At 72.8% G+C, this 25,458-nt stretch carries 19 protein-coding genes; 14 read left to right on the top strand and 5 right to left on the bottom strand.

Features of this window, described 5'->3' with window-relative positions; genetic code table 11:
* Positions 1–203: 203 nt before the first annotated feature.
* Positions 204–7,199: a LamG-like jellyroll fold domain-containing protein gene (locus CRV15_RS30685; RefSeq protein WP_003963151.1), complete on the top strand. Its 6,996-nt coding sequence runs from the start codon at positions 204–206 to the stop codon at positions 7,197–7,199.
* 111 nt (positions 7,200–7,310) lie between these two features.
* On the opposite strand, the gene CRV15_RS30690 is transcribed toward CRV15_RS30685, so the two are convergent.
* Positions 7,311–7,949 (bottom strand): cutinase family protein, encoded by a 639-nt coding sequence (locus tag CRV15_RS30690; RefSeq protein WP_003954405.1) that lies wholly within the window; start codon positions 7,947–7,949, stop codon positions 7,311–7,313.
* A gap of 465 nt (positions 7,950–8,414) precedes the next feature.
* On the opposite strand from CRV15_RS30690, the gene CRV15_RS30695 reads away from it, so the two are divergent.
* Entirely contained in the window at positions 8,415–9,347 is a 933-nt protein-coding gene (locus CRV15_RS30695) for a trypsin-like serine peptidase (RefSeq protein ID WP_009999170.1), read from the top strand.
* Between the two features lie 211 nt (positions 9,348–9,558).
* On the opposite strand, the gene CRV15_RS30700 is transcribed toward CRV15_RS30695, so the two are convergent.
* Positions 9,559–10,056, bottom strand: coding sequence for a tellurite resistance TerB family protein (locus CRV15_RS30700; protein WP_230864313.1), 498 nt, complete (start codon positions 10,054–10,056; stop codon positions 9,559–9,561).
* 365 nt (positions 10,057–10,421) lie between these two features.
* Between CRV15_RS30700 and CRV15_RS30705 the strand changes: the two genes are divergently transcribed.
* Positions 10,422–11,591, top strand: coding sequence for a tryptophan dimethylallyltransferase family protein (locus CRV15_RS30705; RefSeq protein ID WP_009999172.1), 1,170 nt, complete (start codon positions 10,422–10,424; stop codon positions 11,589–11,591).
* A gap of 126 nt (positions 11,592–11,717) precedes the next feature.
* Here the strand turns inward: CRV15_RS30705 and CRV15_RS30710 are convergent, their stop codons facing one another.
* Positions 11,718–12,722, bottom strand: coding sequence for a hypothetical protein (locus CRV15_RS30710; RefSeq protein ID WP_003954410.1), 1,005 nt, complete (start codon positions 12,720–12,722; stop codon positions 11,718–11,720).
* Positions 12,723–12,930: 208 nt separating this feature from the next.
* Here CRV15_RS30710 and CRV15_RS30715 point away from each other — a divergent pair, with 208 nt between their 5' ends.
* From CRV15_RS30715 to CRV15_RS30740, 6 genes are all read left to right on the top strand, one after another.
* On the top strand, positions 12,931–13,488 hold the full coding sequence (locus CRV15_RS30715; RefSeq protein WP_003963155.1) for a carboxymuconolactone decarboxylase family protein: 558 nt from the start codon (positions 12,931–12,933) through the stop codon (positions 13,486–13,488).
* 202 nt (positions 13,489–13,690) lie between these two features.
* The gene (locus tag CRV15_RS30720) at positions 13,691–14,428 is read left to right on the top strand and encodes a rhomboid-like protein (protein ID WP_003954412.1); all 738 of its coding nucleotides are present in this window, start codon (positions 13,691–13,693) and stop codon (positions 14,426–14,428) included.
* 64 nt (positions 14,429–14,492) lie between these two features.
* Positions 14,493–16,256, top strand: coding sequence for a phosphatidylglycerol lysyltransferase domain-containing protein (locus CRV15_RS30725; RefSeq protein WP_003954413.1), 1,764 nt, complete (start codon positions 14,493–14,495; stop codon positions 16,254–16,256).
* Positions 16,253–16,966 carry a hypothetical protein gene (locus CRV15_RS30730; protein WP_003954414.1) on the top strand — a complete coding sequence of 238 codons (714 nt, stop codon included), beginning with the start codon at positions 16,253–16,255 and terminating at the stop codon, positions 16,964–16,966. Before CRV15_RS30725 ends, CRV15_RS30730 begins: the two co-directional genes overlap by 4 nt.
* Positions 16,967–17,123: 157 nt before the next feature.
* Positions 17,124–18,797: an APC family permease gene (locus CRV15_RS30735; RefSeq protein WP_044955190.1), complete on the top strand. Its 1,674-nt coding sequence runs from the start codon at positions 17,124–17,126 to the stop codon at positions 18,795–18,797.
* Positions 18,794–19,675, top strand: a complete 882-nt coding sequence (locus CRV15_RS30740) for a hypothetical protein (RefSeq protein WP_003963157.1) — start codon at positions 18,794–18,796, stop codon at positions 19,673–19,675. Before CRV15_RS30735 ends, CRV15_RS30740 begins: the two co-directional genes overlap by 4 nt.
* On the opposite strand, the gene CRV15_RS30745 is transcribed toward CRV15_RS30740, so the two are convergent.
* Positions 19,653–20,081 (bottom strand): peptidase inhibitor family I36 protein, encoded by a 429-nt coding sequence (locus CRV15_RS30745; RefSeq protein WP_044972734.1) that lies wholly within the window; start codon positions 20,079–20,081, stop codon positions 19,653–19,655. The two genes, CRV15_RS30740 and CRV15_RS30745, sit on opposite strands and share 23 nt — an antisense overlap.
* A gap of 69 nt (positions 20,082–20,150) precedes the next feature.
* Complete coding sequence (locus tag CRV15_RS30750) at positions 20,151–20,516, bottom strand: beta/gamma crystallin family protein (protein WP_009999176.1); 366 nt, start codon at positions 20,514–20,516, stop codon at positions 20,151–20,153.
* Positions 20,517–20,743: 227 nt separating this feature from the next.
* Between CRV15_RS30750 and CRV15_RS30755 the strand changes: the two genes are divergently transcribed.
* The 5 genes from CRV15_RS30755 (at position 20,744) to CRV15_RS30775 (ending at position 25,415) form a co-directional block, all read left to right on the top strand.
* Positions 20,744–21,805, top strand: a complete 1,062-nt coding sequence (locus tag CRV15_RS30755) for an ABC transporter substrate-binding protein (RefSeq protein ID WP_003963158.1) — start codon at positions 20,744–20,746, stop codon at positions 21,803–21,805.
* Positions 21,806–21,830: 25 nt separating this feature from the next.
* Positions 21,831–22,889, top strand: a complete 1,059-nt coding sequence (locus CRV15_RS30760; protein WP_003963159.1) for a FecCD family ABC transporter permease — start codon at positions 21,831–21,833, stop codon at positions 22,887–22,889.
* The gene (locus CRV15_RS30765) at positions 22,886–23,962 is read left to right on the top strand and encodes a FecCD family ABC transporter permease (RefSeq protein WP_003963160.1); all 1,077 of its coding nucleotides are present in this window, start codon (positions 22,886–22,888) and stop codon (positions 23,960–23,962) included. The genes CRV15_RS30760 and CRV15_RS30765 overlap by 4 nt, the downstream gene beginning before the upstream one ends.
* Positions 23,963–24,135: 173 nt before the next feature.
* Positions 24,136–24,873, top strand: coding sequence for a hypothetical protein (locus CRV15_RS30770; RefSeq protein WP_003963161.1), 738 nt, complete (start codon positions 24,136–24,138; stop codon positions 24,871–24,873).
* Positions 24,874–25,157: 284 nt separating this feature from the next.
* Entirely contained in the window at positions 25,158–25,415 is a 258-nt protein-coding gene (locus CRV15_RS30775; protein ID WP_003963162.1) for a hypothetical protein, read from the top strand.
* Positions 25,416–25,458 lie beyond the last annotated feature (43 nt).

Below are 25,458 nucleotides of genomic sequence, written 5' to 3' on the forward strand. Positions count from 1 at the left end.
CCATAACGGCCGGGGCGGCGGCTCGCCCCCGTCACATTCCGGGGGCGGTGCCGCGGAGGCCGAATGCCTCCCGGAGCGGCGCCGCCGAACCCGCACGGGGTGGTTTTCGCGCCATCCTCCTGAGCCCCGGTATACGTCGTGGGCCTCGTGGGCAGGGTGCGCCGCGGAGACCGCCCGGGTCTCGGTAAGGGGCACTGCCGTTCATGCAAGCGGAACGTCCGGCGAGCAGCCGGATCAAGGTCTACAGTGACCGTGTCTATCTCCACACCACCCTCGTCCGCCACCAGGGCACCACGGTCGCCCTGGCCATGGACGAGTCCCGCCGCCTCCACTACAGCGTCCTGGATCTCGACGCCGCCCCCGCGGCGGCGGCCGGGGACGCGCCGGGCGGGCGGGCCGACCTGGATGTGCACCACTGGTCCGAGGAGCCGAGGGAGTTATCCTTCCCCCGGGAGATCGCCCGGGTGGGTTTCGCCGGCGGTGGCGCGATCCCGCTGCCGAGGGTGCGCCGGGGCGGTCGTGCCGAGCAGGGCCCGGGCGAGGTATTCGCCCCGGAGGAGACCGACCCGTTCCTGTCCAGTACCGCCCGGCTGTCGGCCGCCGTCCCCTTCCAGGCGGTCTCCGACGGCAGATATGTCCTCGTCTTCCGGCAGGCCGTCGGCGCGGACCACCAGGACACACTGTTCCATCTGCGAAACGGCGGCTCGTCCGGCGACCGGAACCGCACGGACGTCCAGCCGGGCACGGACGGCAACCCCCTGCCGATCGCGGCCGACGGGCTGCTGTGCGACCGCTTCCTCCTCACCGGGGGCGCGCTGAGGCCGGTGCAGGAGGTCCGCTACCGCCGCAGCCGCCACCGCGACCTGCCGGAGTCGGCCAAGGACAGCCTGGGCACCACCGACATGGACGGCAACCCCTTCCATGAGCCGACCCTGCACCTCGGTTTCACCGGCAGGCTCATCGGCGGCCGTTTCGCCGTGCTCCTGCTGCCCAGCGCCGTTTCCGGCCTGCGGCGCTGGCAGTTCTTCACCCATGACGCGGCGGCCGAACGCATCGACGCCATCAATGTCGAGCAGGGCGCGGACGGCCTCTTCCACACCCGGGGCACCCGTCTCTACACCAGCCCCGACGCCCGCTACCAGGACTCCGTCCTCGAACGGGCCCCCGGTGTCTGCCCGTTCACCCAGGAGCCGCTCGTCCCGGTCGCGCCGGACACCCGCTTCGCCGAGTCCGCGCTCTCACTCCCGGGCGACAGTTGGGCCGAGGTCACCACGGGCGCGGAGACCCTGGGGCTCGGCAGGGGCGCGTACACCGTCGAGGCGTGGCTGAATCCCGACAGCGGCGGTGGCACCATCCTCTCCACCCGGAACGGTGCCACCGGTGGCATCTCCCTCGCCCTCGACGCCCGGGGCACCCTGGTCCTGTGGCACGGCGGTCCGTCGGACGCCACCGTCACCTCGGGTTCCACCACCGTCGCGTCCGGTGTGTACACCCATGTCGCCGCGGTCCACGACGGCGTCCGCGCCCAGCTGTACATCAACGGCGAGTCCGTCGGCGAGGGCGATCTGGCCGCCGCCGGGGCCGCCGGACCCCGGCTGCTCCTCGGTGCGGACACGGACACCGCGGGTGCCGTCACCGGGTGGCTGACCGGAGTCCTGGACGAGGTGCGGATCTGGGGCCGCGCCCGGCGCCCGGAGCGGATCGCGGCGACGAGCGGGGAGCGGCTCATCGGCGACGAGCCCGGGCTCCTCGCGTACCACCGCTTCGACGAGGGCACCGGGCCGACGGCCTACGACCAGGGCGACCGCGCCCTGCACGCGGCCCTGCGGGGGTCCGCCGTGTGGGTCGCCTCCGGGGCTCCCGTGGCCGACCACCCCGGCGTACGGCGGGACTCCTTCCGGCTGAGCGGCCGTACGGTCGTGGGCGGTCTCTCCGCCGTCCTCCACCACCAGCAGGAGGAGAGCGTCGCGGGCCACAGCGGCGAGCCGCGGCCCCTCAAGCGGCATGCCCGGACGCTGCTCACCTGGACGGCGAGCGCCACCGGCACCGGCACCGGCACGGGTACGGGTACGGGTACGGCCGGGCGGATCGCCTCCCTGGACGTGGCCGTGGGCCGGGACGGGCGGCTCGCCCAGCTCCCCGATGTCCTCACCCTGCCGGTGATCGGCACCAAGGCGGTGCCGTCCGACCCGGCACGCGAGACCTGGCTCCGGGACGACATCGCACGGCTGGAACGGGAGATCCCCGCGGCCAGGAGCGAGCTGGAGGCGCTGACCGAGGACGTCGGCAACCCGGACACGGTCCTCGCGGCGCTCCGCGACATCGTGCTCTCGGAGGACCGGAAACCGTGGGTGCCGGAGAAGGCCGAAACCGTCACCGACTGCTGGGTCTATCTCCTGATCGAGAACCGCTACAACAGGGCGACCGGGCTGACGGTCGGGCATCTGACGGTCCACCGGGACGGGCAGGGCCAGGCGGAGCTGAAGGTCGTTCCCGGCGTCCCGGCCGCCGTGGACCCGGACCCCGGAGCGCGGTGGCAGGCCGTCGGTACGGGCCCCGGGACCGTGTTGAAGGACGGGGCGAAAGGCCAGGTGCTGTGCCGGGAGGGCGCGAACGTCGTCCTTCGCGATCAGCCCGATCGCGATGTTCTGTTCCATCGGTACCGGTCCAGCGACATCAGCGATCTTCGGCACCCTCTGGTGCTGGTCGGCGACACCCCGGTGATGTACGACCCTCGAACGCACGGATGGGGCGAGGACATCAGAAGAGTGGGAGTCATGCTCGTACCGGTCCAGCCCGGCGACACGGTCCGCGCGGAGACCGAGCGGTTCACCGCGGGCTGCCGCAAGGCGCACAGCATCGAGATCGTCAGCAGCACACCCAACGGCCTCCAGACCTTCGCCCAGCGGGTCACCGACCGTGAGAACACGCTGAAGGACCGGGAGGAGGAGCTGGGCCGGCTCACCTCCGGTGCCAGGGGCAGCAGCAATCTCGTCCTGCCCATGGCCCACCTCGGCCGGGACCGCTGCGGACTGGGCTGGTCCGGTGCCCTGTTGGACTTCGCGCGCACCTCCTCCGCCCCGTTCGCCGCGGACAGCGGAACCGGCCATCTCGGCCTGTACTACCGCGATGAGCAGGGCTGGATGACGGGGCTCTTCCACGACACCACCGTCGGCCGCTCCGGCAAGAGGCTGACCGCGGGCGGCGGCACGACCGTCCATCTGACCGCCCGCGACGCCGCCGTCGATCTGACGCAGGCCACGGTGACGGTCGCCCCCGACACCCTCGGCCCCTTCCCCGGCCGTTGCACCCTCACCCTCACCTGGCCGGATACGGACACCCCCTCCGGGCAGGGAGCGGCGCCCGGGGGCACCGGCACCGAGATCTGGTCCCTGCTGCCCCGTGACGCCGGTGCTCTCGCCGACGCGGTCAACGGGCTGCGGGCCGCCCCCGCGCCCGTCGGCACCGTGGCCTCCGCCACCGGCGGCACCCTCACCCTGGCCGCCCCCGGCAGCCGCCGCGCCCTCGCCGCGGGCGATCTGCTCACGATCGGCGGCACGGTGTACCCGCTCGCCAAGGCCGCCGGGGCGGGCGCCACCGGTCTCACCGTCCTGCGGCGGCCGGGCACCCCGGACATCGCGCCCGGCACCGCCGTCCAGCTCGTCCCGTACGACCCGTCGCTCGTCACCCACAGCCGGCCCGGCTCCGGGGCCGTGTTCGGCTCCCGGCTGGTCACCGCCGCCCTGATCGGCGCCGGTGGCTCCGTGCGGGACGGCACCGCGGCCGACGAGGGCGAGGCACGGCCTTCGCGCTGGTGGGGCGATCTCCCCGGGCGCGCCCTGTCGTTCGCCAAGGACACCCGCCCGCCCGCGCTGGACGCCGCTCTGCTGCCCTCGGTCCGGCACACCGACAACCTCACCCTGGAGGCATGGGTCAAACCCGAGCCCGGGGGGCCGCTCGCGCGGATCGTGCACGCCCACGCCGACGCCGACTCCCAGTACACCCTCGCCCTCGGCGCCCCGGCCGGGGACGGCGGGCGGCCTCTGGTCGCGGGGGTCGGGAACCGCTTCACCGCCAGCCAGGGCACCGTGCCCAACGGCCGTTGGACCCATGTGGCGGCGGCGTTCGAGCAGTCCTGGGCGCTGCGCTTCACGGGCGGCTCCTACGCCGAGACCCCGCACGCGGACGACCTGGACATCTCCCGCGATCTCACCCTGGAGGTGTTCCTCAAGGCCGACCGGCTCGGCACCGCCCAGGGCCTGCTCGCCAAGGGGCGCGTCGGCGACGGCCGGGGCAGGCGGGTCCCGTACCAACTGTCGCTGGAGAGCGACGGGCGGCTGACCTTCGCCTTCGAGGGCCGCGACGGCTCCGAGACCCGGGTGAGCTCCACCGGGAGGATCACGACCGACGAGTTCTGCCGAGTCGGGGTCGTCCGAAGGCTCGGCGAGTCCCGGCAGGAGCGGCGCGGCAGCCGCCAGATCGATCTCAGCGGCAAATTGACCACGGTCGAGGTCGTCGAGTCCGTCCAGGTGAGCCAGTGGTCCGACATCACCTTCTACCTCAACGGCAAGGAGGCGGGGACCCGGCGGCACGAGGACGCCCCGGACCTCTCCCACCCCGGCCCGCTGGAGATCGGCCGGGTCCGCAACGGCACCGGCGAGCAGTCCTTCACCGGGGTGATCAGCGAGGTACGCGTCTGGAATGTCGCCCGCCCGGCGACGGACCTCGGCGCCACCCTGTCCCTGTGGCAGGACGGCGGGGGCACCGCCCGCCCCAAGGGGCTGGTCGCGCACTGGAGGTTCGAGGAGAACGAGGGGAACACCACCCACGACGAGTCCCGCGCCCACCCGGCCCGGCTGCACGGCGCCGGCTGGACGAAGAACCCCGACGCGCGGGGCAGCACCTTCCGTCTCTACCTCGACGGACGGCCCACCCGGAGCAGTTCCCTCACGGCGGTCCCCTACGGCAGCGGTACCCAGTTCACCCTGGGCGGGCGTGCCGACGGGAACAGGACCGCCGAGCCCTACGCCGGGACCCTCGAAGAGGTACGGGTGTGGCGCACCGCCCGTACCGAGGAGCAGCTCCTCGACAATCTCTTCGGGCGGCTCACGGGGGAGAGCGAGGACCTTCTCGCGTACTACCCCTTCGACGACGACTCCACCGCTCCCGGGGCGTCCCGGCTGGCCGACGCCGGGCCGCGCGGACTGCACCTCGCGCTGACCTCGCCGGGCCCCTCGGCGGTGACGTCGTCGGCGCCCATCTCCTCGGACACCCCCGAGGTCCGCTCGGCCTTCATCGCCGGTTCGCCGCCCTTCGCCCAGGCGGTCGCGGCGGCACCCGCGGTCACCGAGTACGCCGATCTCCAGCGGCAGCCCGACGGCTCCACCCGGGGTGTGCTGAAGCGGGCGTACACCTCTGTCCAGAATGGCACCTGGCAGCTCATCACCGGCCACAAGCTGGGCGATCTGCGGTCCGAGTGGGTGGGGCAGGTCCAGTTCGACCCCCAGCTCATCGGCTATGTGGAAGGCGCCCCGCCGGTGCCGTCCGAGAATCTCGTGGCCACCCGCCGCCCCGAGTCCCTCAGCTATCTCAACGCCGCCACCGTCGAGTTCCGCCAGGCAGACCGGGTCGTCCAGGCCCTCTCCTCCAGCGGCGAACGCAGCGTGGACGCCACGCTGACCGCCCAGCTCAGCAACGAGGTCCAGGCCGACACCCTGATGATCACCGCCCCGCTCGGCTTCGGCGTCGCCAAGCCCGTGGTCACCGGCGGTGTGGAGGTGCGCGCCGGGACCAGCCTGGAGTACACCAACGGCTGGGGCGACCAGACCGAGGTGTCCGAGAGCGCCGAGACCGCCCGTTCCACCCTGGTCGGCCTCGGCGGCAACTGGGAGACCGACCAGCCCGCGAAGCAGGTGCACCCGGAGGGCGGTCGCCGCTTCCTCCCCGCCAACATCGGCTACGCCCTCGTCCAGTCCGAGACCGCCGACGTCTACGCCCTGCGGCTCGCCCACACCGGAACGGTCGTCGCCTACCGGATGCTCCCCAACCCCGACATCCCCCGCGACTGGAACCTCATCCCCTTCCCGATCAACCCCCACTATGTGAAACAGGGCAGTCTGGACGGCACCGTCGGCCTCACCACCACCGGGGCGCTGCCCGACCCGGACTATCCGAACGCGGGCAACGGCGAGGAGTACAGCTATTTCAAGCCGCGTGAGGCGTACGCCCTCAAGCGCCGTATCGCCGAGGATCAGCAGCGCCGCCAGGCGTACTACGCGGGTGTCTCCGTCGAGACCCACACCACCGACCCCACCGCCGACCGTGCCCGCGCCCTGCTCAGCAGCTTCATGGGCCCCGTCCCCGGCCCCGGCGACCAGCGGACGGACGCGGCGGTGGACCTCGACGCCTTCGCCCGCAGGGACCTCGTCAACACCTATGTGTGGTCCTCCGACGGCGGCTTCTTCGCCGAGACCACCGAGACCACCGATGTGGTGACCGAGACCACCACCGGCTCCTACCGCTTCAACGGCATGGCCTCCATGGGCCTGACCGCGGGCGTCAACGTCTTCGGCGTCGGCGCCCAGCTCCAGCTCGACGCCGCCCTCGGCGGCGGACTCACCCGCACCCGGGCCCGCGCCAAGGAGGCCACGCGCTCCTTCGGTCTCGAAGTCACCCTGGACACCCCGGGCGACATGCAGAAGTACGACGACCGGGGCAACCCCCAGTACGACGCCGACGGCAACCCCGTCCAGGTCCCCGGCCGGGTCGACGCCTACCGGTTCATGACCTTCTATCTGGACTCCGACAAGGCCAACTTCGAGGACTTCTTCGGCAAGGTCGTCCACCGGGGCTGGCTCGAAGGCGCGGACGCCAACGCCGCCGCGCTGCGCCAGGCCCGCCAGTCCGACCACAAGCCGCCCTGCTGGCGGGTGCTGCACCGGGTCACCTTCGTCAGCCGCAAGCTGCCCGAGCTGATGTCCGAGGCCGCGCCGCCCCTGGCACGGGCCATGCGGTCGACGGACATCGCCAGCAACTACGAGCTGGTGCGGAGGCTCGAACCGTATGTGGACCCCGCGGTCCAGAACCGCGAGGAGCTGTCCCGCCGGGTGCGGGAGGCCGTCGCCGGGCAACTGCCCGAACTGACCCCGCACATCGGCCGGATCACGGACCTCTTCGCCGACTACTACGGCATCGCCTGACGACCTCCGGAGTGGGGCGGGCGCCCGCCCCGCTCCGGATGGCGGGACCTGTAACCGCGCGCGGTCCGGCGACCCGTGCGGTCAGGTCAGGTCAGGTCAGGTCAGGTCAGGTCACCACGGATACCAGGCGCCGTTGTACCACTGCTCGTTGGCGCTGTCGTTGTGGTGATCCATGTTGAAGTCATGGGGGTAATTCTTGACGTGATTTTCCGGGTAAGTCCAAATTCCGGCGGACTCGTCGCAGACGTAGTCCCAGTGGCAGATCGACTTGACGGGTACGTTGCCGAAGAACCTGTCGGCACCGGCGAGCGGAGCGCCGACGATACCGCCGTACGGTACAGATCCGCCGTTGGCACCAGGAGGGGCCTGGCGCTTGGGGTCGGCGATGAGAATGGCGTTGACATTGCCGAACGTCTGCCAGTTCTCGGTGACCCAGATGTGCACCACCGCGGCGCCCAGGGAGTATCCGCCCATTTTCACGTGCTGCCCCGGGCACGCGGACCGCTGGTTGCGGACCAGCCGGTTCAGCTCATTGACACCCGCCCGGGCGCTCGCGCCGTTGGGGATTTGCGTGGGGTACCCGACGTGCTGCTGAATGTTGCCGTAGAAGCCGTCGTTGTTCCATGAGCTGCCAGTGCCCCCGACGACGATCGTATAGGTGCCCCCGCACGGGGCTGCCGCCTGCGCCGTGCCTCCCTGTGCCACCGAAAGCCCCACCGTCAGCAGAAGACCGGCCGACGCGGCTGCCATCCTTTGTGTGCGCACTTCACACTCCCCTGTTCAGTTGGCGTGCGTACCCGCATCTGCGATGGAATACGCGGGCAGTCAGGGTAACGGATGAATTCAGCGGCGCTCGGTGATATTTCAAAGGAATCCACGGGATCTGGCCGGTGGATCGATTTCAGGGCCCGGGGTTCCGTCGCTCTTCGGTCTCGCGAAGTTAACGGTGATACCGATAGTTACTACTGTCTGATTTTACCGTCGAGGCGCAGACGCAGAACCGGCGCGAATATCGAACATATAGTCAGAGGGTGAACCTGGGGACCGCCTGAACGTGCGGATGATCCCCTTCCGCACAGGCCCGCGCGGGCACGGGTACGCACGGGGTCGGCGGTCGCGTGCCGGGGCGTTCAGCGGATGTTGATCTCCCGTAGACCTTTCGCGGTGACGGTGAGCGCGTTCGGACATACCTCCCGCAGAACCAGGAAGGTTCCCATGCGCACTGGCAGAATCACCCTCACCACCCTTGCCGCGGCGGCGACCCTGTGCACGGTGCTGACCCCGGCCACCGCCGTCGCCCAGGAACGGCCGGCCGGCTCCCCCACCGGGACCGCCACCGCCGTCAACACCCTCTCCCGCGCCCAGCTCGACGCCTACTGGACCCCCGAGCGCCTCCGCACCGCCAAACCGGCACCCGCCCCCAAGGCCGTCCCCGGCACCCGCCCCACCCCCCGCGCGGCGACCGCGCCCACCGGCAAGCCGGTGCACGTCCCCGCGACCCGGCCCACGGCGGACGGGGCGCCCAAGGCCCGGTCCAGCGTGTGGGGCACCGTGGGACGGCTGCACTTCAGCGTCCCCGGCAGGGGCAATTTCGTCTGCTCCGCCAATGTCGTCACCAGCAACAACCGCTCCGTGGTGGCCACCGCCCGCCACTGCGGCTTCGGCGAGGGCGGCACCAACTACCGCTTCGCCCCCGGCTACAACAAGGGCGCGACCCCTCAGGGCTGGTGGGGCTGGCGCAGCGCGGGCTGGGTCACCGGAGGCGGCCAGGAGAACGACAACGCCTTCCTCGTCCTGGACACCCCGGGAGGCCGCCGCGTCCAGGACGTCGTCGGCTCCACCGGTCTCGGTTTCAACTGGACCAGCGGCTACGCGCGCATCCTCGGCCTCCCCGGCGGAGAGGGCAAGGACTTCGCCGTCTGGTGCGGCGGCCAGGGGTTCGCCGGTCCCGACGGCCAGCGCCTGATGAACAACTGCAACGGCATGACCGGCGGTGCCAGCGGTGGCGCCTGGATCGAGAACTACCAGCCCGACGGCTCCGCGACCCAGACCGGCGCCTACTCGGGCAGCTTCGGGGCGGCCGCGGCCGCGTCGTCGTTCCGCACCGAGGCGTTCAATGTCTGGAACGGGGCCCAGAACACCTGGTGAGACGAGGTCACGGCCCGGGGGCCGGTGGCTGTGCGCCCCATGGCGCGGCCCTCACCGGCACAGGGGATTCGCTCCGGGCCGGACACCGTCCCGTCGAGGGCGGGCGTACGGGCCGGGTGGTCGGCAGCGATCACCGTGAGAGCCGTGGCCGTGGCGCCGACCGGATGTACGTCCTGCCGCAGGGGCGTTCTGTCGTAGGGACGTGTTCCCGTCAACGGGATGCCGTCGCCCGCGGGAGTCCGAACAGCGACTGCCTCAGCGCGGTCGCCGAGCGTTCCAGCTCGACCAGGGCGATCAGCGCCAGGGCGATGTCCTCGGTGACGTCGAGCCACCGCGCCGCTTCCAGCACCCGGTTCCGCTCCGCCGTGTGGAGGACGCCGTCGGATGAGGCCATCTGAGCCGCGTGGTAGAGCAGATGCCGGGCGCCCTGCCAGGACGTGGAGTCCACCCGTACGGCCTGGAACACCTCGGCGAGATCGGCGCCCCGGACGTCGAAGCTCTCGTACTCCGCGAGGATCTCCGGCGGGGCACCGACCTTGCGCTGGTGGTCGAGGAGCCAGCGCAGCTCCGCCGGAGCCACCTCGCCGTCGGCGCCCGCGATGACGAGCAGGGCGAGCCCGTAGCGGAGGAGGGAGTCCGGGGAGATCTCCCGGATGCCGTACTCCTCACGGCAGAAGTCCGTCACGGGGATGGGCGTCGTACTGGCCATGGGTGTCCCGACCTTCACCGGCGGCCGCCGTCCGGCCGCTCCTGTCCGCAGCATCGCCCTCCGGCGGGCCCGCACACCCCGGCCGGGCGGGTTTCACCCCGACCGGGGAGCGCGGGTGGCGTCCCGCCCGGCGGGAGCGTGCGCCCGGCGTGGACGGACCCGCCCGCCCGCCTGTCCGGCCAGGTCCTCGGCCGCGCCGGACGACGAGGCCGACCGTGCTCTGTCGTGCGCCGGCCCGGGCCGGGAGAATGCCGGGCACGGCGGACCGGCGGAGGGCCCGACCGGTGGGGCGGACCGGCGGAGGCCCGACCGGTGGGTGCGGGAAGGTGGCCTGGCTCGTGAAGCCTCGGCCTGGGGAGGGACCTGTGGAGACCGGGAGCGCAGGAAGTGTCGCGGAGATCAGCGGTGGGCAACTGCGCCGGCTGGCGGCGGGCACGGGGCTGGCCGCGCAGGCGGACCTGGCTGTGCGCGTACTGCACGAGATGACCACGCCCTGGAACACGCGGGCAGCCGCCGACCTGCCGCCCTCGGACGTATCAGCCGACGGTTCCCCCGTGGAGTTCGCCGCCGGGATCGGCGGATGCGATCCGTCGGTGCAGTTCGCCGTCGAACCGATGACGGCGGACCCGGGCCCGGACGCCCGCGCGCGGGCCGCCCGCGCGGTCATGGCCCGGCTGGCGCACCGCGGCTGGGCCACCGCCGAACGCTGGTCGGCCGTCGCCGACCTGTTTCTGTGCCAGGAGGCCACCGGCCCGCACCTGGCCATGTACGGGGCGGAGTTCTCCGGTGCGGGACTGGCGGGCTGCAAGGTGTGGTTCTACCCCGGGTGCACCGGCGGGGACCGGGCCCCGGCCCTCGTGCGCGAGGCCCTGGGGCGGGTGCGCCTCCCGGGGGCCTGGGCGGCGGTGGTGCGCCATGCGCGCGGCGACTTCTCCGGGTGCCGGCCCATCCTGTTCTCCCTCGACCTGTCCGACCGTCCCACCGCTCGTACGAAGATCTACTTCCGTCACTACGGGGTCCGGCCGGACGATCTCTCCGCGCTCCTCGCCGATCACGGTTTCGACGCCGGGGAAACCTCGGCGTTCTGCCGCCTGGCGACCGGGGGCGGGACCGCCTTCAGCCGTCAGCCACCCGTCACCTGCCTCTCCTTCACCGCGCCGGGCGGTCGGCCGGATGCCGCCACGCTGTATGTTCCGCTGTGGGTCTCGGCCCCCGACGACGCGACGGTCCAGCGGCGCACGCACCGTGTCCTGTCCCGGCTCGGGGTCTCCCCCGTGCTCTACGACCGCTGCCTCGCCGCCGTCGCGCGCCGTCCGCTCGCCGACGCGCTGGGCCTGCACAACTACCTCGCCCTGCGGTCCGGCCCGGTCCGCCACCGGGTCAAGTGCTACTGGTCCCCGGAGCTGCGGCACACCGATCCGCTCCCGCGCTACCGGACCACGGCCCTGCCCGGCACCGCCCATGCCGGTCCCGTCCCGCAGGTCCCCCAGGTCCCGCGGGGTCTGGTGCGGGAGCGGCGGTGGTCGGGCCCATGAGGTGACGTCCGGTACCCGAACGAGGACACGGCCCCGGAGCCGGGCGCCTGTGCCCCGGGCCCGGCGGGCCGGGGCGCGCCCCCGTGGGCCGGCGGGCGCGCCCCGGGACGGAGGAAGGGGCGCCGGTCAGCGGACCCAGGGGGCCAGCGGGTACCAGATCATGTCGCGCATCGCGAAGATCCGGACGTCCCAGTACAGGACCATGAAGACCCCGGCGGCGAGCATCGACGCCGCCATCACCGCCGCCGAGCGGCTGGGGCGGGCCGCGAACCAGCGGTGCAGCCGCTCCCCGAGGAGTCCGGCGACGAGCAGCAGGACCACGCCCATCACGACCAGGTTGCCCAGGGCCTGGAGGCCGAAGGCGGCGGCTCCGTAGAGGACGTTGCCGCTCTCGGCGGCGTCCCGGAAGAGCTTGCGGAAGAGCGGGAACGGGCGGCCGATGAGGAAGGCGCCGATCAGCGCGCCCATCAGCAGCATCGGCGCGGCGGGGAGGCGTTCCGTCAGCCGGGCGACGGGGTCGCGGACCACGCCGAGGGCGGCGAGGCCGAACCAGATCAGCACGGCGCCCAGCACCCCGTACACCACCATGGCCTGGATCAGCCGGCCGGAGAAGCCGCCCGCGCCGGGCACGCTCTCGTCGAACTGCGGCATCCCGGTGCCGACGAGGGCGACGACCACCCCGTACCCGGCGGAGACGGCGACCGCGCCGACGGCCATCAGGGCGAGCGGTCTCAGGGTCGCGGCCATCCGGCCCCGGCGGGTGGCGGGCTGTCCGGCGAGCGGGCCGAGGGCGCTGAAGACGGCGATGTTGCAGGCGGTGAAGGTGCCCGCGACACCGGTGGCGAGGGCGAAGGCGGCTCCGGCGAGGACCCCGCCGATGGGGGTGGCCTCGGCGTCGTGGCCGAGCAGGAACCCGGCGACGTTGCCCGCGACGGTCCGGTCCACGAACTGGTGGGACCAGATCACGGTGAGCGCGAAGCCGAACAGCGCGCCGACGGCGGCGACCAGGCCGCGGCGCCGGGGGACGTGCCCGTTGAAGAAGAACGACGGCGAGCGGCCGGGGGCGGGGCGGGCGCCGTCCGGGTGGTCCGTACCGGCTGTGGAGGGCCTGCGGTGCTGCGTCTGCGACATGGCGATCCTTGTCTCGACCGTGCGGGGACAGGGGACAGGAGCAGGTGGCGCGAGCGTCATCGTCCTGTCCACCGGCGGGCGATCCCACCTTCTGCCGTGCGCTGTTGCCGCGCGGGGGCACCTGAGCACGGAGGAAGTTGAGCCCGGCGGCGGGCGCGCCGACGATGGTCCCGAACCCCGCCCCGTTCCCTCTGGACCAGGAGTCCCTGTGGCCCATATCGCCCTCGACAACGACCTGCCCGGCATCAGCGGCCTGCTGGCGAACCGCCCGGACACGGCGGAGCCGCTGGGGCACCTCGTGGAGGTGCTGCTGCGGGGTCCGTCCCCGCTCCCCCGGGGGGAACGCGAGTTGATCGCGGCCTATGTCTCGCGGTTGAACGCCACCCCGTTCTGCGCGGGGTCGCACGGCGCGTTCGCGGCGGCCCAGCTCAGCGGCGGGGAGGCCCTGGTGGCCGCCGTCCTGGCCGACCCGGACACCGCGCCGGTCACCCCGCTGACACGCGCCCTGCTGCGGATAGCTGCGGAGGTCCAGTCGGCTGCCGCCCCCGTCTCCGACGAGGCCCTGGCGGCGGCGCGCGCGGAGGGCGCGGGGGACACGGAGATCCATGACACAGTGCTGATCGCGTCCGCGTTCTGCATGTACAACCGCTATGTGAGCGGGCTGTCGACGCGGATCCCGGACGCGGCCTACTACCGGGAGTCGGCGAAGCGGGTGGTCGCCCACGGGTACCGGGGGCTGGGCGCGGGAGCGGGCGCCGGGGTCTGATCTCCCCCGTTCCCCGCCCGTCATGCCATGACGGACACCTCATGTCGTGACGGGCGGCCCGCGGCGGGAAGGGCCGCCCCCGGGCCGCCGCACCGGGGCGCGGTTCCGGGCCGCGGTCCCGGGGCCGTCGCACCGCGCCGCCGCGCGGGCGACCCGCCCGTCAATCACCGTGATCGCGCCCGGTCCATGAGGGAATCTCCTCATGCGATTCTTCCGCCCGGCCGGAAAGCACCCGGCGGGAAGAGACCCCTCCGCGCCGGACCCCGCCCCGGCGGGCGCGATCCGCACCGCCTTCGCCCGGGTCCTCGCCTATGTCCGCGGCGCGCCCGGCACCTATATCTGGCTGGCGATCCTCTTCGTCACCACCGTCCTCATGCACCACATGTCACCGGAGTTCGAGGAGGACTTCCTCCGCCGCCGCTCCACGAACATCCAGCAGCTCTCCACCGACCCGGTACGGGTCCTGATCTCCAGCGCCCTGTGGATCGACGGGGGGAGCTGGCTGTTCTACGCGGTGCTCTACACCGTCTTCCACGCCTCGGCCGAGCACTGGCTCGGCACCCTCCGCTGGCTGACGGTCGCCGTGCTCGCCCATGTCCTGGCCACGTTCATCAGCGAGGGCGCGCTGCTGTGGGCGATCCGCCACGGCCTCGCGCCGGAGTCCGCCATGCACACGCTCGACATCGGGGTGAGTTACGCGCTCGCCGGTGTCGTCGCCGTGCTCACCTACCGCATCGCGTCACCCTGGCGGTACGTCTATCTGGCGGGGGTGCTGCTCGTCTACGGCCTCCCCCTCGTCAGTGGCAGGACCTTCACGGACCTCGGCCACTTCACCTCCGTCCTCATCGGTCTGGCCTGCTACCCCCTCACCCGGCACCGGGGGCCCGCCTGGAACCCGGCGGACACCCTCGTACGGGCGCTGCGGCGCCCCCGCCGGTGACACTCCCCGCGCCCACCGTGCCGACGTGCGCGCTTTCCCGCTCCGTTGCCTCTAGATTCCCCTCATGGGGCGTGTCCGACCGGGTCTGCGGACCGGTGTACAGCTCACCGCGTGGCAGCGGCGTTCGTATGCCTTCGCGGTCTGGTACCTGCGTGTCGTGGCCCTGCTCAACTTCCTCGGCGCCGTATGGGTGACTCTCGGCAACGAGATCGGACGGCCGCACGGCCAGGAGGTCAGGCCCTATCTGCTGACCGCGGGCTTCTTCTCGGGGGTCCTGTCGCTGTTCCTCGCGGTCACCATGAGACGGCGCAAACGGGCCGCGTGGACGCTCAATCTCGTCCTGAGCGCTCTGACGCTGGTCCTGACCGCCCTGGCCCTGGCGCTGCCGGGCTTCCCGCGGCATCCGCAGAACTGGATCGCGGTGGCCCTGACCGCGCTGTTCGTCGCCGCCCTGCTCGTCGGGCGGCGCGCCTTCTACGCGATCGGCGACCGCTCCAATCCGCGGCTCGCGACGGCGGTCGGTGTGTGCGGGCTGGTGGTGGGCTCCCTGCTGGCCGCCGCCATGGTCTCGGTGACGAACACCGCCCCGCACTCCGGGCGCTCCGACTTCCTGGAGCGCTGGCACTACGGCGTCCTGCGGATGTTCTCACTCGCCCACGACGACGCCCGCTTCGAGGACATCGTCACCCCCGGCTGGGCCAATGTGCTCATCAACCTCATGAGTACGGCACTGATCCTGCTGGTCCTGTATGTGGCGTTCCGCTCCCACCGGGCCGTCGACCCGCTCACCGAGGACGACGAGGAGAGACTCCGCGCCCTGCTGGCGCGACACGGCGACCGCGACTCCCTCGGCTACTTCTCCCTGCGCCGCGACAAGAGCGCGGTCTGGTCCCCGACCGGGAAGTCCGCCGTCACCTACCGGCTCACCGGCGGGGTGTCGCTCGCCTCCGCCGACCCGATCGGGGACCCGGAGGCATGGCCGGGGGCGATCGACCGCTGGCTGACGCAGGCCCGTGAACACGGGTGGGCCCCCGCGGTGATCGGGGCGGGCGAGGAGGGCGCGACCGTCTACACCCGGCATGGTCTGAACGCCCTGGAACTGGGCGACGAGGCCGTCGTCGACACCCGTGAGTTCACCCTGGAGGGCCGTGCGATGCGCCATGTGCGCCAGGCCCACCACCGGGTCCGGCGCGCCGGTTACTCCGTACGCGTCAGATATCACGAGGACATTCCGCCCCCGGAGCTGGCCCGGCTGACCGCCCTCGCCGACGACTGGCGCGACGGGGCGACCGAACGCGGCTTCTCCATGGCGCTCGGACGCCTCGGCGACCCGGCCGACGGCCGCTGTGTGATGGTGGAGTGCCAGGACGCCGACGGCCGTGTCCGGGCCCTGCTCAGCTTTGTCCCCTGGGGCACCGATGGTCTCTCCCTCGACCTCATGCGGCGGGACCGGGACTCCGACAACGGGTTGTTCGAGTTCATGGTGCTGGAGCTGATCGAACGCTCGGCGGAGCTGGGTGTCCAGCAGATCTCGCTGAACTTCGCCGTGTTCCGGTCCGTCTTCGAACGCGGCTCCCGGCTCGGCGCGGGCCCGGTCCTGCGGCTGTGGCGCTCGCTGCTGAGCTTCTTCTCCCGCTGGTGGCAGATCGAATCGCTCTACCACGCCAACGCCAAGTACCGGCCCCGCTGGGAACCGCGCTACCTCCTCTACGAGACCAGCGGCGACCTGCCGCGCATCGCCCTCGCCAGCGCCCGCGCCGAAGGCTTCCTGGAGGCGCCGGGCCTGCCCAAATGGCTCAATCGCAGACGGCTGGGGAAGCGCCCGTGACCACGGTGCGCGCCGTCACCCGGCGTGAGTGGGGGCCGCTGTACTCGACCGTGCGCGCGGCGCTGGCCGCCCGGGGCGTGCGGGCGATCCCGCTGACGCTCGTCGCGGTCGGGCTCATCGCGGTCGTCCAGATCGTCCAGGTCGCGCAGGGTCCGGACGGGGGCCGCGGCATCGTGCAGGTACTGGGGGGCGTCCGGGCCGAGGACCCGCTCTGGCTCGCGCTCGCGCGTACCCCGCTCTCGCTCTTCGCCCCGGCGCCCGATCTGCCGCCCTGGGGTGCGCTGCTCCAGGTGCTGGTGGTGTTCGGTGTCGCCGAGATCGTCCTGGGGTGGCGCCGCACCCTGCTGATCGCCTATGTCTGCACCCTCGCCGGGACGTTCTACGCCCGGATCGGGATCGCGATCGGCCCCGGCGGCCCCCTCGGGCTGCCCGCCTCGGCGGCCCGTGTCGTCGACACCGGTCCTTCGGCGGCGGTGGTCGGGCTCGCGGTGTGCGTCTGTGTGTGTCTGCGGGCCTGGCTGACCGGTGCGCTGGTGGTCGTCGCGGTGATCGTCGAGGCGGTCGTCCTGCCCAATCTGGCGGGCCGGGAGCACCTGGTGGCGGTCCTGGCCGCGCTGGCCGTCTGCGCCGTCCCCGCCCTGCGCGGGCGGCGACCGCGCACCGGGCCGGAGGAGGACGGCGGGAACGGGCCGCCGGGGGTGCGGCCCTGACCCGCCGGGCGGCCCGTCCCGGGCCCGCCCTCCGTCCGGGGCAGGATCCCGCCCCGCCGAAGTGGACGGCGCCGGGCGGGGACAAGGAAGGGACAGTCCGCGGACGCGCCGGAGCCGCTCCGGGCCGCGTCCCCACCGGAACGAGGTGGTCCGCACCATGTCGGGACCGACAGTGTCCGAGGGGCCCCGCCGCCCCGGTCTTCGGCGGGACATCGGAACGATCGGTCTGACCTGGGTCTCCGTCGGATCGATTATCGGCTCGGGGTGGCTCTTCGGCGCGCTGTTCGCGGCGCAGGCGGCGGGAACGGCCTCGCTGATCTCCTGGGCCTTCGGAGCACTGGCGATCACCGTCCTGGCGTTCGTCCACGCGGAGCTGGGGGCCATGTACCCGGTCGCGGGCGGTACGGCGAGGTTTCCGCACTACGCCTTCGGCAGTGTCGCCGGCGCGTCCTTCGGCTGGTTCTCCTGGCTCCAGGCCGTCGCCACGGCCCCCATCGAGGTCATGGCCTCGCTCAACTACCTCAGTGTCCACGCCCCATGGATCCAGACGGACAGGAATCATCTGACCGCCGCCGGTTACGGCCTGGCCGTCGCCTTCATGGCCTTCTTCGTCGTCGTCAACTTCCTCGGCGTCCGCTGGCTGGCCCATACCAACAGCCTGGCGACCTGGTGGAAGATCGCCGTCCCCGTGGTGACCGTGGTGGTTCTGACGGCGACCGTCTTCCACACCGACAACTTCGGCCACCAGGGCTTCGCCCCGTTCGGCGCGCAGGGCGTCCTCTCCGCCGTCAGCACCGGCGGTGTCATCTTCGCGCTGCTCGGCTTCGAACAGGCCGACCAGCTCGCCGGGGAGAGCCGCGATCCCGCACGGGACATCCCCCGGGCGGTCATCGGCTCGATCCTGCTCGGCACCCTGGTCTATCTGGCGCTCCAGGTGGCCTTCATCGCGGCGCTGCCGCCGGGGGCCTTCGCCCACGGCTGGGCCGATCTGGCCTTCGCCGACAAGGCGGGCCCGTTCGCGGGGCTGGCCCTGTCGGCCGGGCTCGGCTGGCTCGCGGCCCTGATCTACATCGACGCCGTGGTCTCCCCCACCGGCACCGGACTGATCTACACCACCGCCGCCTCCCGGGTCTCCTACGGCCTCTCCCGCAACGGCTATGTGCCCGCGGTCTTCGAACGGACGACCGTACGCGGGGTTCCCTGGTTCGGCCTGCTCTTCGCGTTCACCGTGGGGCTCATCCTCTTCCTCCCGTTCCCCACCTGGCAGAAACTGGTCGGTTTCGTCACCTCGGCGAGTGTGCTGATGTACGCGGGCGCACCGCTCGCCCTCGGCTGTCTGCGCGAGCAGGACCCCGACCGGTACCGCCCCTACCTACTGCGCGGGGCCGCGTTCTGGGCCCCCGCCGCCTTCATCGTGTCCAATCTGATCATCTACTGGGCCGGCTGGGACACCCTGTGGCGGCTGGGTCTCGCCATCGTGCTCGGCTATCTGCTGCTGGGGGCCTCGGCCCTGCTCCGGCTCAATCCGGCGGTGCCCCGCCCCGACTGGCGCTCCGCGCAGTGGCTGCCCGCGTATCTCCTGGGCCTGGGACTGATCTCCTGGCAGGGCCGCTATTGCAGTACGGGTTCCACTCCCGCGGTGTCCTGCGGCGCGACCGGGGCGCTTCCCCTGTGGTGGGACATGGCGGTCGTCGCGGCCTTCAGCCTGCTGATCTACTACTGGGCGCGGTCCGTGCGGCTCCCGGACGAGAAGGCCCTCGCCTACATCGGCTCCGCCGGGCCGCCGGCCGCCGGTGCCGCCGCCGGGCCGGACCCGGGGGCCCGCCCATGACCCCGGGGATGGTGTACGCGCTCGCCGCGGCGGTCTGCTACGGCACGGCGTCCGTCCTCCAGGCCGCAGCCGCCCGCGACGCGGAACCCGGCTCCGGCGCCGGGGTCGACCCCGTCCTGCTGGTGCACGCCCTGCGGAACAGGGGCTATGTCCTCGGGCTGGCGCTCGACACCCTCGGTTTCCTGCTCCAGGTCGTCGCCCTGCGGTCGATCCCCCTCTACGCGGTGAGCGCCGCCCTCGCCGCCTCCCTCGCGGTCACGGCGGTGGTCGCGACCCGGCTGCTCGCCCTGCGGCTGAGCGGCGCCGAATGGGGTGCGGTGGTCACGGTCTGCGCGGGGCTGACGATGGTCGGCCTCGCGTCCGGGGCGGCCGGGTCAGGGGCCGGCCCGGCCGCCCTGCGCGGGTGCCTGATCGGCGCCGCTCTGGTCCTCCTGCTCGCCGGGGTCCTCGCGAACCGGCTCCCGGAGCGCGGCCGCGCCCTGCTGCTGGGCACCGGCGCGGGCGTGGGCTTCGGCATCGTGGCCGTCGCGGTGCGGCTGATCGACTCCTTCGCCCTCCCGGGGCTCCTCGCCGACCCGGCCCTGTACGCGGTGGTCCTCGGTGGGGTGACCGGGTTCCTGCTGCTCACCTCGGCCTACCGGTACGGGCCGGTGACGGTGGCGACCGCCGGTATGGTTCTCGCCGAGACGCTCGGCCCCGCCCTGGTGGGCCTGGAGTGGCTCGGCGACCGTCCCCGCGACGGTCTCCAGTGGCTGGCCTTCGTGGGGTTCGGCGCCGCGGTGACGGGGGCGCTGGCACTGGCCCGGTTCGGCGAACCCGCCACCGGGCGCCGACCTCCCGGCGGTCCCGGCGGTCTCAGCAGAGGGCGCCGGGGGTGATGGCGAACGAGGACATCCTGTCGTTGGCGTCCGCGAGGAAGATGGAACGCCTTCCCGGCGCAATGGAGTTGATCATGCAGCCGCCGCCGTAGTTCGCGTCGGGGTAGATGGTGACGTACCAGTCGGTGCGGTTCCAGAGCGAGGTGGCCTTGTCGTTGAAGACCTGGCCGACGTAGGCCACGCTGTGGTCCGTCGCGATGAACGACCCCTCGTAGTTGATGTGCTCCCACGCACAGAACTGGTGGGGCGGACAGTCGGCGAGGCTCGCCGAGGCCGCGGGGGCCTGAACCGTCGCACCGGCCAGAACGAGGGTGAGGGCACCGGCCAGAGTGGTCAGCCGGGAGCGGAGAGAGCCATGCTGTTCCATCGAGGTCCGCACGTTCTTCCGACTCCTCAGGTTCTTCATGCTCGGAGATCCTCTGCTTGGGGGTTTTCCTGATCGGCTCAGCACGCGGGGGCTGCCCCGCGGCCGGCCCTACTTCGAGAACGCGTAGGAGCTGATCCGGTCGTTCCAGGGGCCGAGACCGTTCTGCGAGGCCCAGAACCAGGTGGACGCCCCGGCGATCCCGCTGTGCTCGAAGACCACCATCGCGCACGGCTGGTGCATCTGGATCGAGCTGATGCGGTCGTTCCACGCGGACGGGAGGTTGCGCTGCGAGGAGACGAAGACGCACTCGTCCGCGTAGAGGTCGATGGACGCACCCTGGTAGTTCGCGTGTTCGTACACGGTGGCCACCCGCTGGGCCCTGGGTGCCGCGTCGGCGGTACCCGCCGCGCAGAGCACGAGGGACATCGCGGTGGCCGCGGCCATCAGGACCGCCGAACCGATTCGCTGGAGCATGCGTGGCCTCCGGAGTGGGAACCCGGACGCGGGTGCGTCCCGGGCACCCACCCCCACGGGCCCGCGCCACCCCCGGTTCACCGCCCCGTCCCCGTACGGGGAAACACGCCGTCCCCGGAACGGACGCCGGGGACGGGGGCGGAGCGGGGGGCGACATCACCCCGAAATCAGCACAGGTTAAGGTAAGGCTCACCTTATTCGTTGTAGGCAGAATCGGGAGCCCCGCCGTGCGTGGCAGAAGTGTGAAGGCCGTACTGGCCGCGTTGGTCGTCGGCGGTCTGGTCGCCGGGTGCGCAGGATCGGACGGGGACTCCGCCGCCGGATCGGCGAAGGGCGGTGACAGCGCCCGGAGCGCCGTCACCGGCGCCAAGGACGGCAAGGGCCCCTCCGCCGCGCCCAGCGCGCTGCCGGACGGCAAGGGAACGGACGCCGGGGACGGGGAGTTCCCCCGTACCGTCGGCCACTTCCAGGGGAAGACCGAGCTGAAGAAGGCGCCCCGGCGGATCGCCGTCCTCTCCACCGGGCAGCTCGACGACCTGCTGACCCTGGGCACCGTTCCGGTCGCCGCGACCCGGGGCGAGAACGCCGGGCTGGTGCCGGACTACCTCGCCGACGCCTTCCCCGCGCACAAGAAGCAGCTCGGCGCGATGACCGACGCGGGGACCCGGGCCGCGCCCAACCTGGAGTCGCTGGACCGCGCCAAGCCCGATCTGATTCTCGCCAACACCTCCCTCGGTGACCTCTACCCCAAGCTCTCGGCCATCGCGCCGACCGTCGTCACCAAGGGCCAGGGCATCAACTGGAAGACCGATCTGCTGCTGGTCGGCGCGGCGATCGGCAAGGCAGGACAGGCGCAGAAGGTCCTCGACGCCTTCGCCGATGAGGCCCGGGAGAGCGGCGCGCGGCTGGGCGCACGGGACGCCGAGGTCTCCATGGTGCGGTTCACCCCCGGCCGTACCAGGATGTTCGGCGTGTCGTCCTTCACCGGTTCCATCGCCGTCGACCTCGGGGTGAAGCGTCCGAAGAGCCAGGAGTTCCTGGCGGTGTCGGAGGACATCAGCGCCGAGCGGATCGACGCCGCCGACGGCGAGTGGATCTTCTACTCCGTGCAGGGCGACCCGGCGAAGACGGAGGCGGGCAGTGTGCTCGCCGGGCCGCTGTGGCAGTCGCTGAAGGCCGTCAAGGGCAAGCGGGCGATCCAGGTCGACGACGACCCGTGGTACCTCAACGCGGGCCCCACGGCGGCCGGTCTCGTCCTCGACGAACTCACCGACCGGCTCGGCGGCTGAGCGACCGGCAGCCGACAGCCCACCGATGAAGGCCCCCGTCGCCGGGGCCGGGCGGTGTGTCCCCTCCGTACCGGGGAGACACACCGTCCGGCATGTCCTCGGCCCCCTCCTCGCCCTCGTTCTCACCACCGTCGCCGCCGTGCTCAGCCTGGCCGTCGGGGCCCGGCCGGTGCCGCCCGCCGCCGTGCTGGACGCGCTGCTGCACGGCGCGTCGGCCGACGACCCGGACGCCCTGGTCGTCCGGTCCCTGCGGGTGCCGCGGACCGCCGTCGCCCTGGTCGCGGGGGCCGCGCTCGGTCTCGCCGGGGCGGCGCTCCAGGCCGTGACCCGCAACCCGCTCGCCGACCCGGGCATCCTCGGTCTCAGCCAGGGCGCCGCGGCCGGTGTCGTCCTCGCCATCGCCACCGGCCGGGCCGATGGCTTCAGTGGATATGTCTGGTACGCGTTCACGGGCGCGGTGCTCGCCGCGTGTCTGGTGTACGCGGTCGCGGCCCGGGGGCGGGGCGGGGCGGACCCGGTGCGGCTCGCGCTCGCCGGTTCGGCCCTGTCCGCGATGATCACGGGCGCCACGACGGTCGCGCTGACCTCCAGTTCGGCCACGCTCGACCAGTTCCGGTTCTGGCAGGTGGGTGCCGTCGACGGCCGGGACCCGGGGACGGTGGTCGCGATGCTGCCCGCCCTCGCCGTGGGAACGGTCCTGCTCCTCGGCTGCGCCCGCGGTCTCGACGGGCTCGCCCTCGGCGACGACACGGCACGCGCCCTCGGCCACCGCGTCCAGCGGACCCGGGTGCTGGCGGCGCTCGCCGCGACCCTGCTGACGGCCGCCGCCGTCGCCGCGGCGGGCCCGATCGCCTTCGTCGGCCTCGCCGTCCCGCATCTGGCCCGCCGTCTCGTGCCGGACGGCCACCGCCACACGCTGCCGATGTCCGCCCTGCTGGGTGCCTGTCTGCTGCTCACCGCCGATGTCGCCGGACGGGTGGTGCGGCCCCCGGGCGAGGTACCGGCCGGTGTGATGACCGCGCTGGTCGGCGTGCCCGTGCTGATCTGGCTGGTACGGCGGCGGCGGACAGTGGGGGACGCATGACGACGACATCCGGGCGGGCCGTTGCCCCGCCCCGTTCCGGCCGGTCGCCCGCCCACGGTCTGCGGGTGCTGCGCGTCGGCCGGTTCTCGCTCCTGTGGCACCGGCGTTCCGCCGCCGTGGCCGCCGTCCTCCTGCTGGTGCTCGCCTCCGTCATGACGGTGTCCGCGTCGGCCGGGCAGACCTGGGTGCCGCCGGGCGAGGTGTACGCGGTCCTGCGCGGCGCCGACAGCCCCAGCACACTGCTGGTGGCCGAGTTGCGGGTACCGAGGATCGTCCTCGGCGCCCTCGTCGGCACCGCCCTGGGGCTCGCCGGGGCGCTGGTGCAGTCCGTCACCCGCAACCCCCTGGCCTCACCGGATGTGATCGGTGTCGGCCACGGTGCCGCCGCGGCCACCGTGTTCGCCCTGGCGACGGGGGTCACCGCCTCCCCGAACGCGCTGCCGCTGGTGTCCGTCGCAGGCGGCCTCGTCGCCGCGGGCGCGGTGTGGGCGATCGCCTGGCGGGGTTCCCTGCGCTCCAGCCGGTTCGTCCTGACCGGGGTCGGCATCGGTGTCGTGCTCTCCGCCGTGGTCCAGCTCTATCTGACCGAGAGCGAGCTGGAACAGGCCGAGCTGGTCAAGCTCTGGCTGACCGGCAGCCTCAACGGCCGTGGCTGGGACCAGGCGGTGCCCCTCGCGGCGGTGCTGCTGCTGACCCTCCCCGCCCTGCTGTGGGCGACGCGCGCCCTGGGCCCGCTCGGTCTCGGAGCGGAGACGGCCACCGCGCTCGGCTTCCCCCTCCAGCGGGCGCAGCTCGGGCTCACCGTCATCGGTGTGGTCCTCGCCGCGAGCGCGACCGGGGCGGCCGGCCCCATCGGCTTCGTCGCGCTGACCGCGCCGCAGCTCGCCCTGCGCCTCACCCGCACCCCACAGCTCCCCCTGGTCTGTTCGGGGCTGGTCGGCGCGGTGACCCTGACCGCCGCCGACCTCGCGGCCCGTACGGTGCTGACCCCGCTGGAGGTTCCGGTGGGCGCGCTCACCGCGCTGGTCGGGGCGCCGTATCTGCTGTGGCTGCTCGGACGGTCGGGGAAGTAGCCGGTTCCCTTCGCCGTGGCCCCGCCGCGCGGACCGGCGCGCCCCGGCCGCACGACGGCCCCGCCGGACGGAAGGGGCGCACCCCCGGCACCGCCCGCGGCGGGGAGAAGATTGCCCCCGTCGTCCCGTGGACCGTACGGTGCGCCTGACAGGGCGGTGGAGAAGGGGAAGTGATGATCTCGGAACCCGAGCTGGCCGGTGCGGATGACAGCGGCGGCGGACGGTGGGCGGAGGGCCTGGACGGGCAGGCCCCTGATGGGCCCGGCCCGGACCGTGGTCCCGGGGCGGTGCGGGAGTCTCCCGGGCGGCCCGGGGTCCGGGGCTGGCTCTGGGCGGTGGGCGGTGGCGCCGTCGCCTCCGCGATCTGGGCCGGGGGGCTCTGGGCGTACGAAGCGGGTCCCCCGGACACCGGTGGCTACCGGGCTTCGCGCGATCTCTGCACGGATGTGCCGCTGCGCTCGATCACCGCGATCCTCGGCATGCCGGAGCCGGGGCTGCCCACCTCCACCACGCATCCCGACCGCTCCACCGCGGCCTGCCAGTATCTCTTCCCGCCGCCGGGGAAGGACGGGAGCTTCGATCGACCGGGTGTCCATCTGGTCTACACCCTGCACCGGCGGACCGACCCGGGCCCGGAGTTCGAGGCCGCCGTCCAGGCCCGCGCCGACCGGGAGAAGCCAGGGGCCGCGCTGGAGACCGTCGACGGCCTCGGGGAGCGGGCGTACGTCCACGGTGCCGATTCCTCGGCGGCCACCCTCCATGTCCTCGACGGTCAGGCCACCCTCACGCTCAGCCTCACCACAAGCGCGCCCACCCGCAGCGACCCGACGGGCGTGCCCACCGATCTGACCGCCGTTCAGGACAGCGCGGTGCAGGACCTCCGCGCGGCGCTCGACGCCCTCCGGTCCTGAGCCTCCCCGCCTGACCTTCCGCGCCTGAGCCGAGGATGTCCGACTCGAAGACCACGGTGCGCCCGTCGGCGCCGACCGCGTTCGAGGTCTGCCTGGTGCCTCGGCCGACGGCCGACCCCCAACCCCCCGGGCACCGGGCACCGGGCACCGGGCCACATTGGATGGTGTAGACCTCTTGTCGATCTTCCCTGGTTATGGCTAGTTTTCTCCTTGGCCGCCGCTCTCGGCGGCTCTCGTAAGACGCACGTTTTGTTCATGTTCCCCCTCTGACAAGGGAGTTCCACATGTTCAGACGCACAGCCACAACTCTTGCCATCACTCTCGCGGGTGCCGCTCTGGCGCTCGGTGTCTCATCTACTACTGCCACGGCGGCCCCGGCCGCGGCCCAGTCCTCGGCCACGACGGCCGCGGCGGCGAACGCGTTCCGCATCGTCGGCTACGGCGCGACGAAGGCGGAGTGCGAGGCGAAGGGCCGCGCCGGAGAGGGGCTGTGGGGCAAGGTGTGGTGGTGCGCGCCGTACGGCAGCGTCTGGGCGCTCTGAGCACGGTAGGAACGCGTGCGCCGCGAGCCCCCGCCCCTCTCCC

The sequence above is a fragment of the Streptomyces clavuligerus genome, assembly GCF_005519465.1.
Classification (GTDB): Bacteria; Actinomycetota; Actinomycetes; order Streptomycetales; family Streptomycetaceae; genus Streptomyces; species Streptomyces clavuligerus.

Coding starts and splice junctions, on each gene's coding strand:
- CRV15_RS30735 (WP_044955190.1), top strand. CDS start 17,124: ATGTCGGGACCGACAGTGTCCGAGGGGCCCCGCCGCCCCGGTCTTCGG.
- CRV15_RS30765 (WP_003963160.1), top strand. CDS start 22,886: ATGACGACGACATCCGGGCGGGCCGTTGCCCCGCCCCGTTCCGGCCGG.
- CRV15_RS30685 (WP_003963151.1), top strand. CDS start 204: ATGCAAGCGGAACGTCCGGCGAGCAGCCGGATCAAGGTCTACAGTGAC.
- CRV15_RS30690 (WP_003954405.1), bottom strand. CDS start 7,949: ATGGCAGCCGCGTCGGCCGGTCTTCTGCTGACGGTGGGGCTTTCGGTG.
- CRV15_RS30770 (WP_003963161.1), top strand. CDS start 24,136: ATGATCTCGGAACCCGAGCTGGCCGGTGCGGATGACAGCGGCGGCGGA.
- CRV15_RS30695 (WP_009999170.1), top strand. CDS start 8,415: ATGCGCACTGGCAGAATCACCCTCACCACCCTTGCCGCGGCGGCGACC.
- CRV15_RS30725 (WP_003954413.1), top strand. CDS start 14,493: ATGGGGCGTGTCCGACCGGGTCTGCGGACCGGTGTACAGCTCACCGCG.
- CRV15_RS30750 (WP_009999176.1), bottom strand. CDS start 20,516: ATGCTCCAGCGAATCGGTTCGGCGGTCCTGATGGCCGCGGCCACCGCG.
- CRV15_RS30760 (WP_003963159.1), top strand. CDS start 21,831: ATGAAGGCCCCCGTCGCCGGGGCCGGGCGGTGTGTCCCCTCCGTACCG.
- CRV15_RS30740 (WP_003963157.1), top strand. CDS start 18,794: ATGACCCCGGGGATGGTGTACGCGCTCGCCGCGGCGGTCTGCTACGGC.
- CRV15_RS30710 (WP_003954410.1), bottom strand. CDS start 12,722: ATGTCGCAGACGCAGCACCGCAGGCCCTCCACAGCCGGTACGGACCAC.
- CRV15_RS30720 (WP_003954412.1), top strand. CDS start 13,691: ATGCGATTCTTCCGCCCGGCCGGAAAGCACCCGGCGGGAAGAGACCCC.
- CRV15_RS30775 (WP_003963162.1), top strand. CDS start 25,158: ATGTTCAGACGCACAGCCACAACTCTTGCCATCACTCTCGCGGGTGCC.
- CRV15_RS30745 (WP_044972734.1), bottom strand. CDS start 20,081: ATGAAGAACCTGAGGAGTCGGAAGAACGTGCGGACCTCGATGGAACAG.
- CRV15_RS30700 (WP_230864313.1), bottom strand. CDS start 10,056: ATGGCCAGTACGACGCCCATCCCCGTGACGGACTTCTGCCGTGAGGAG.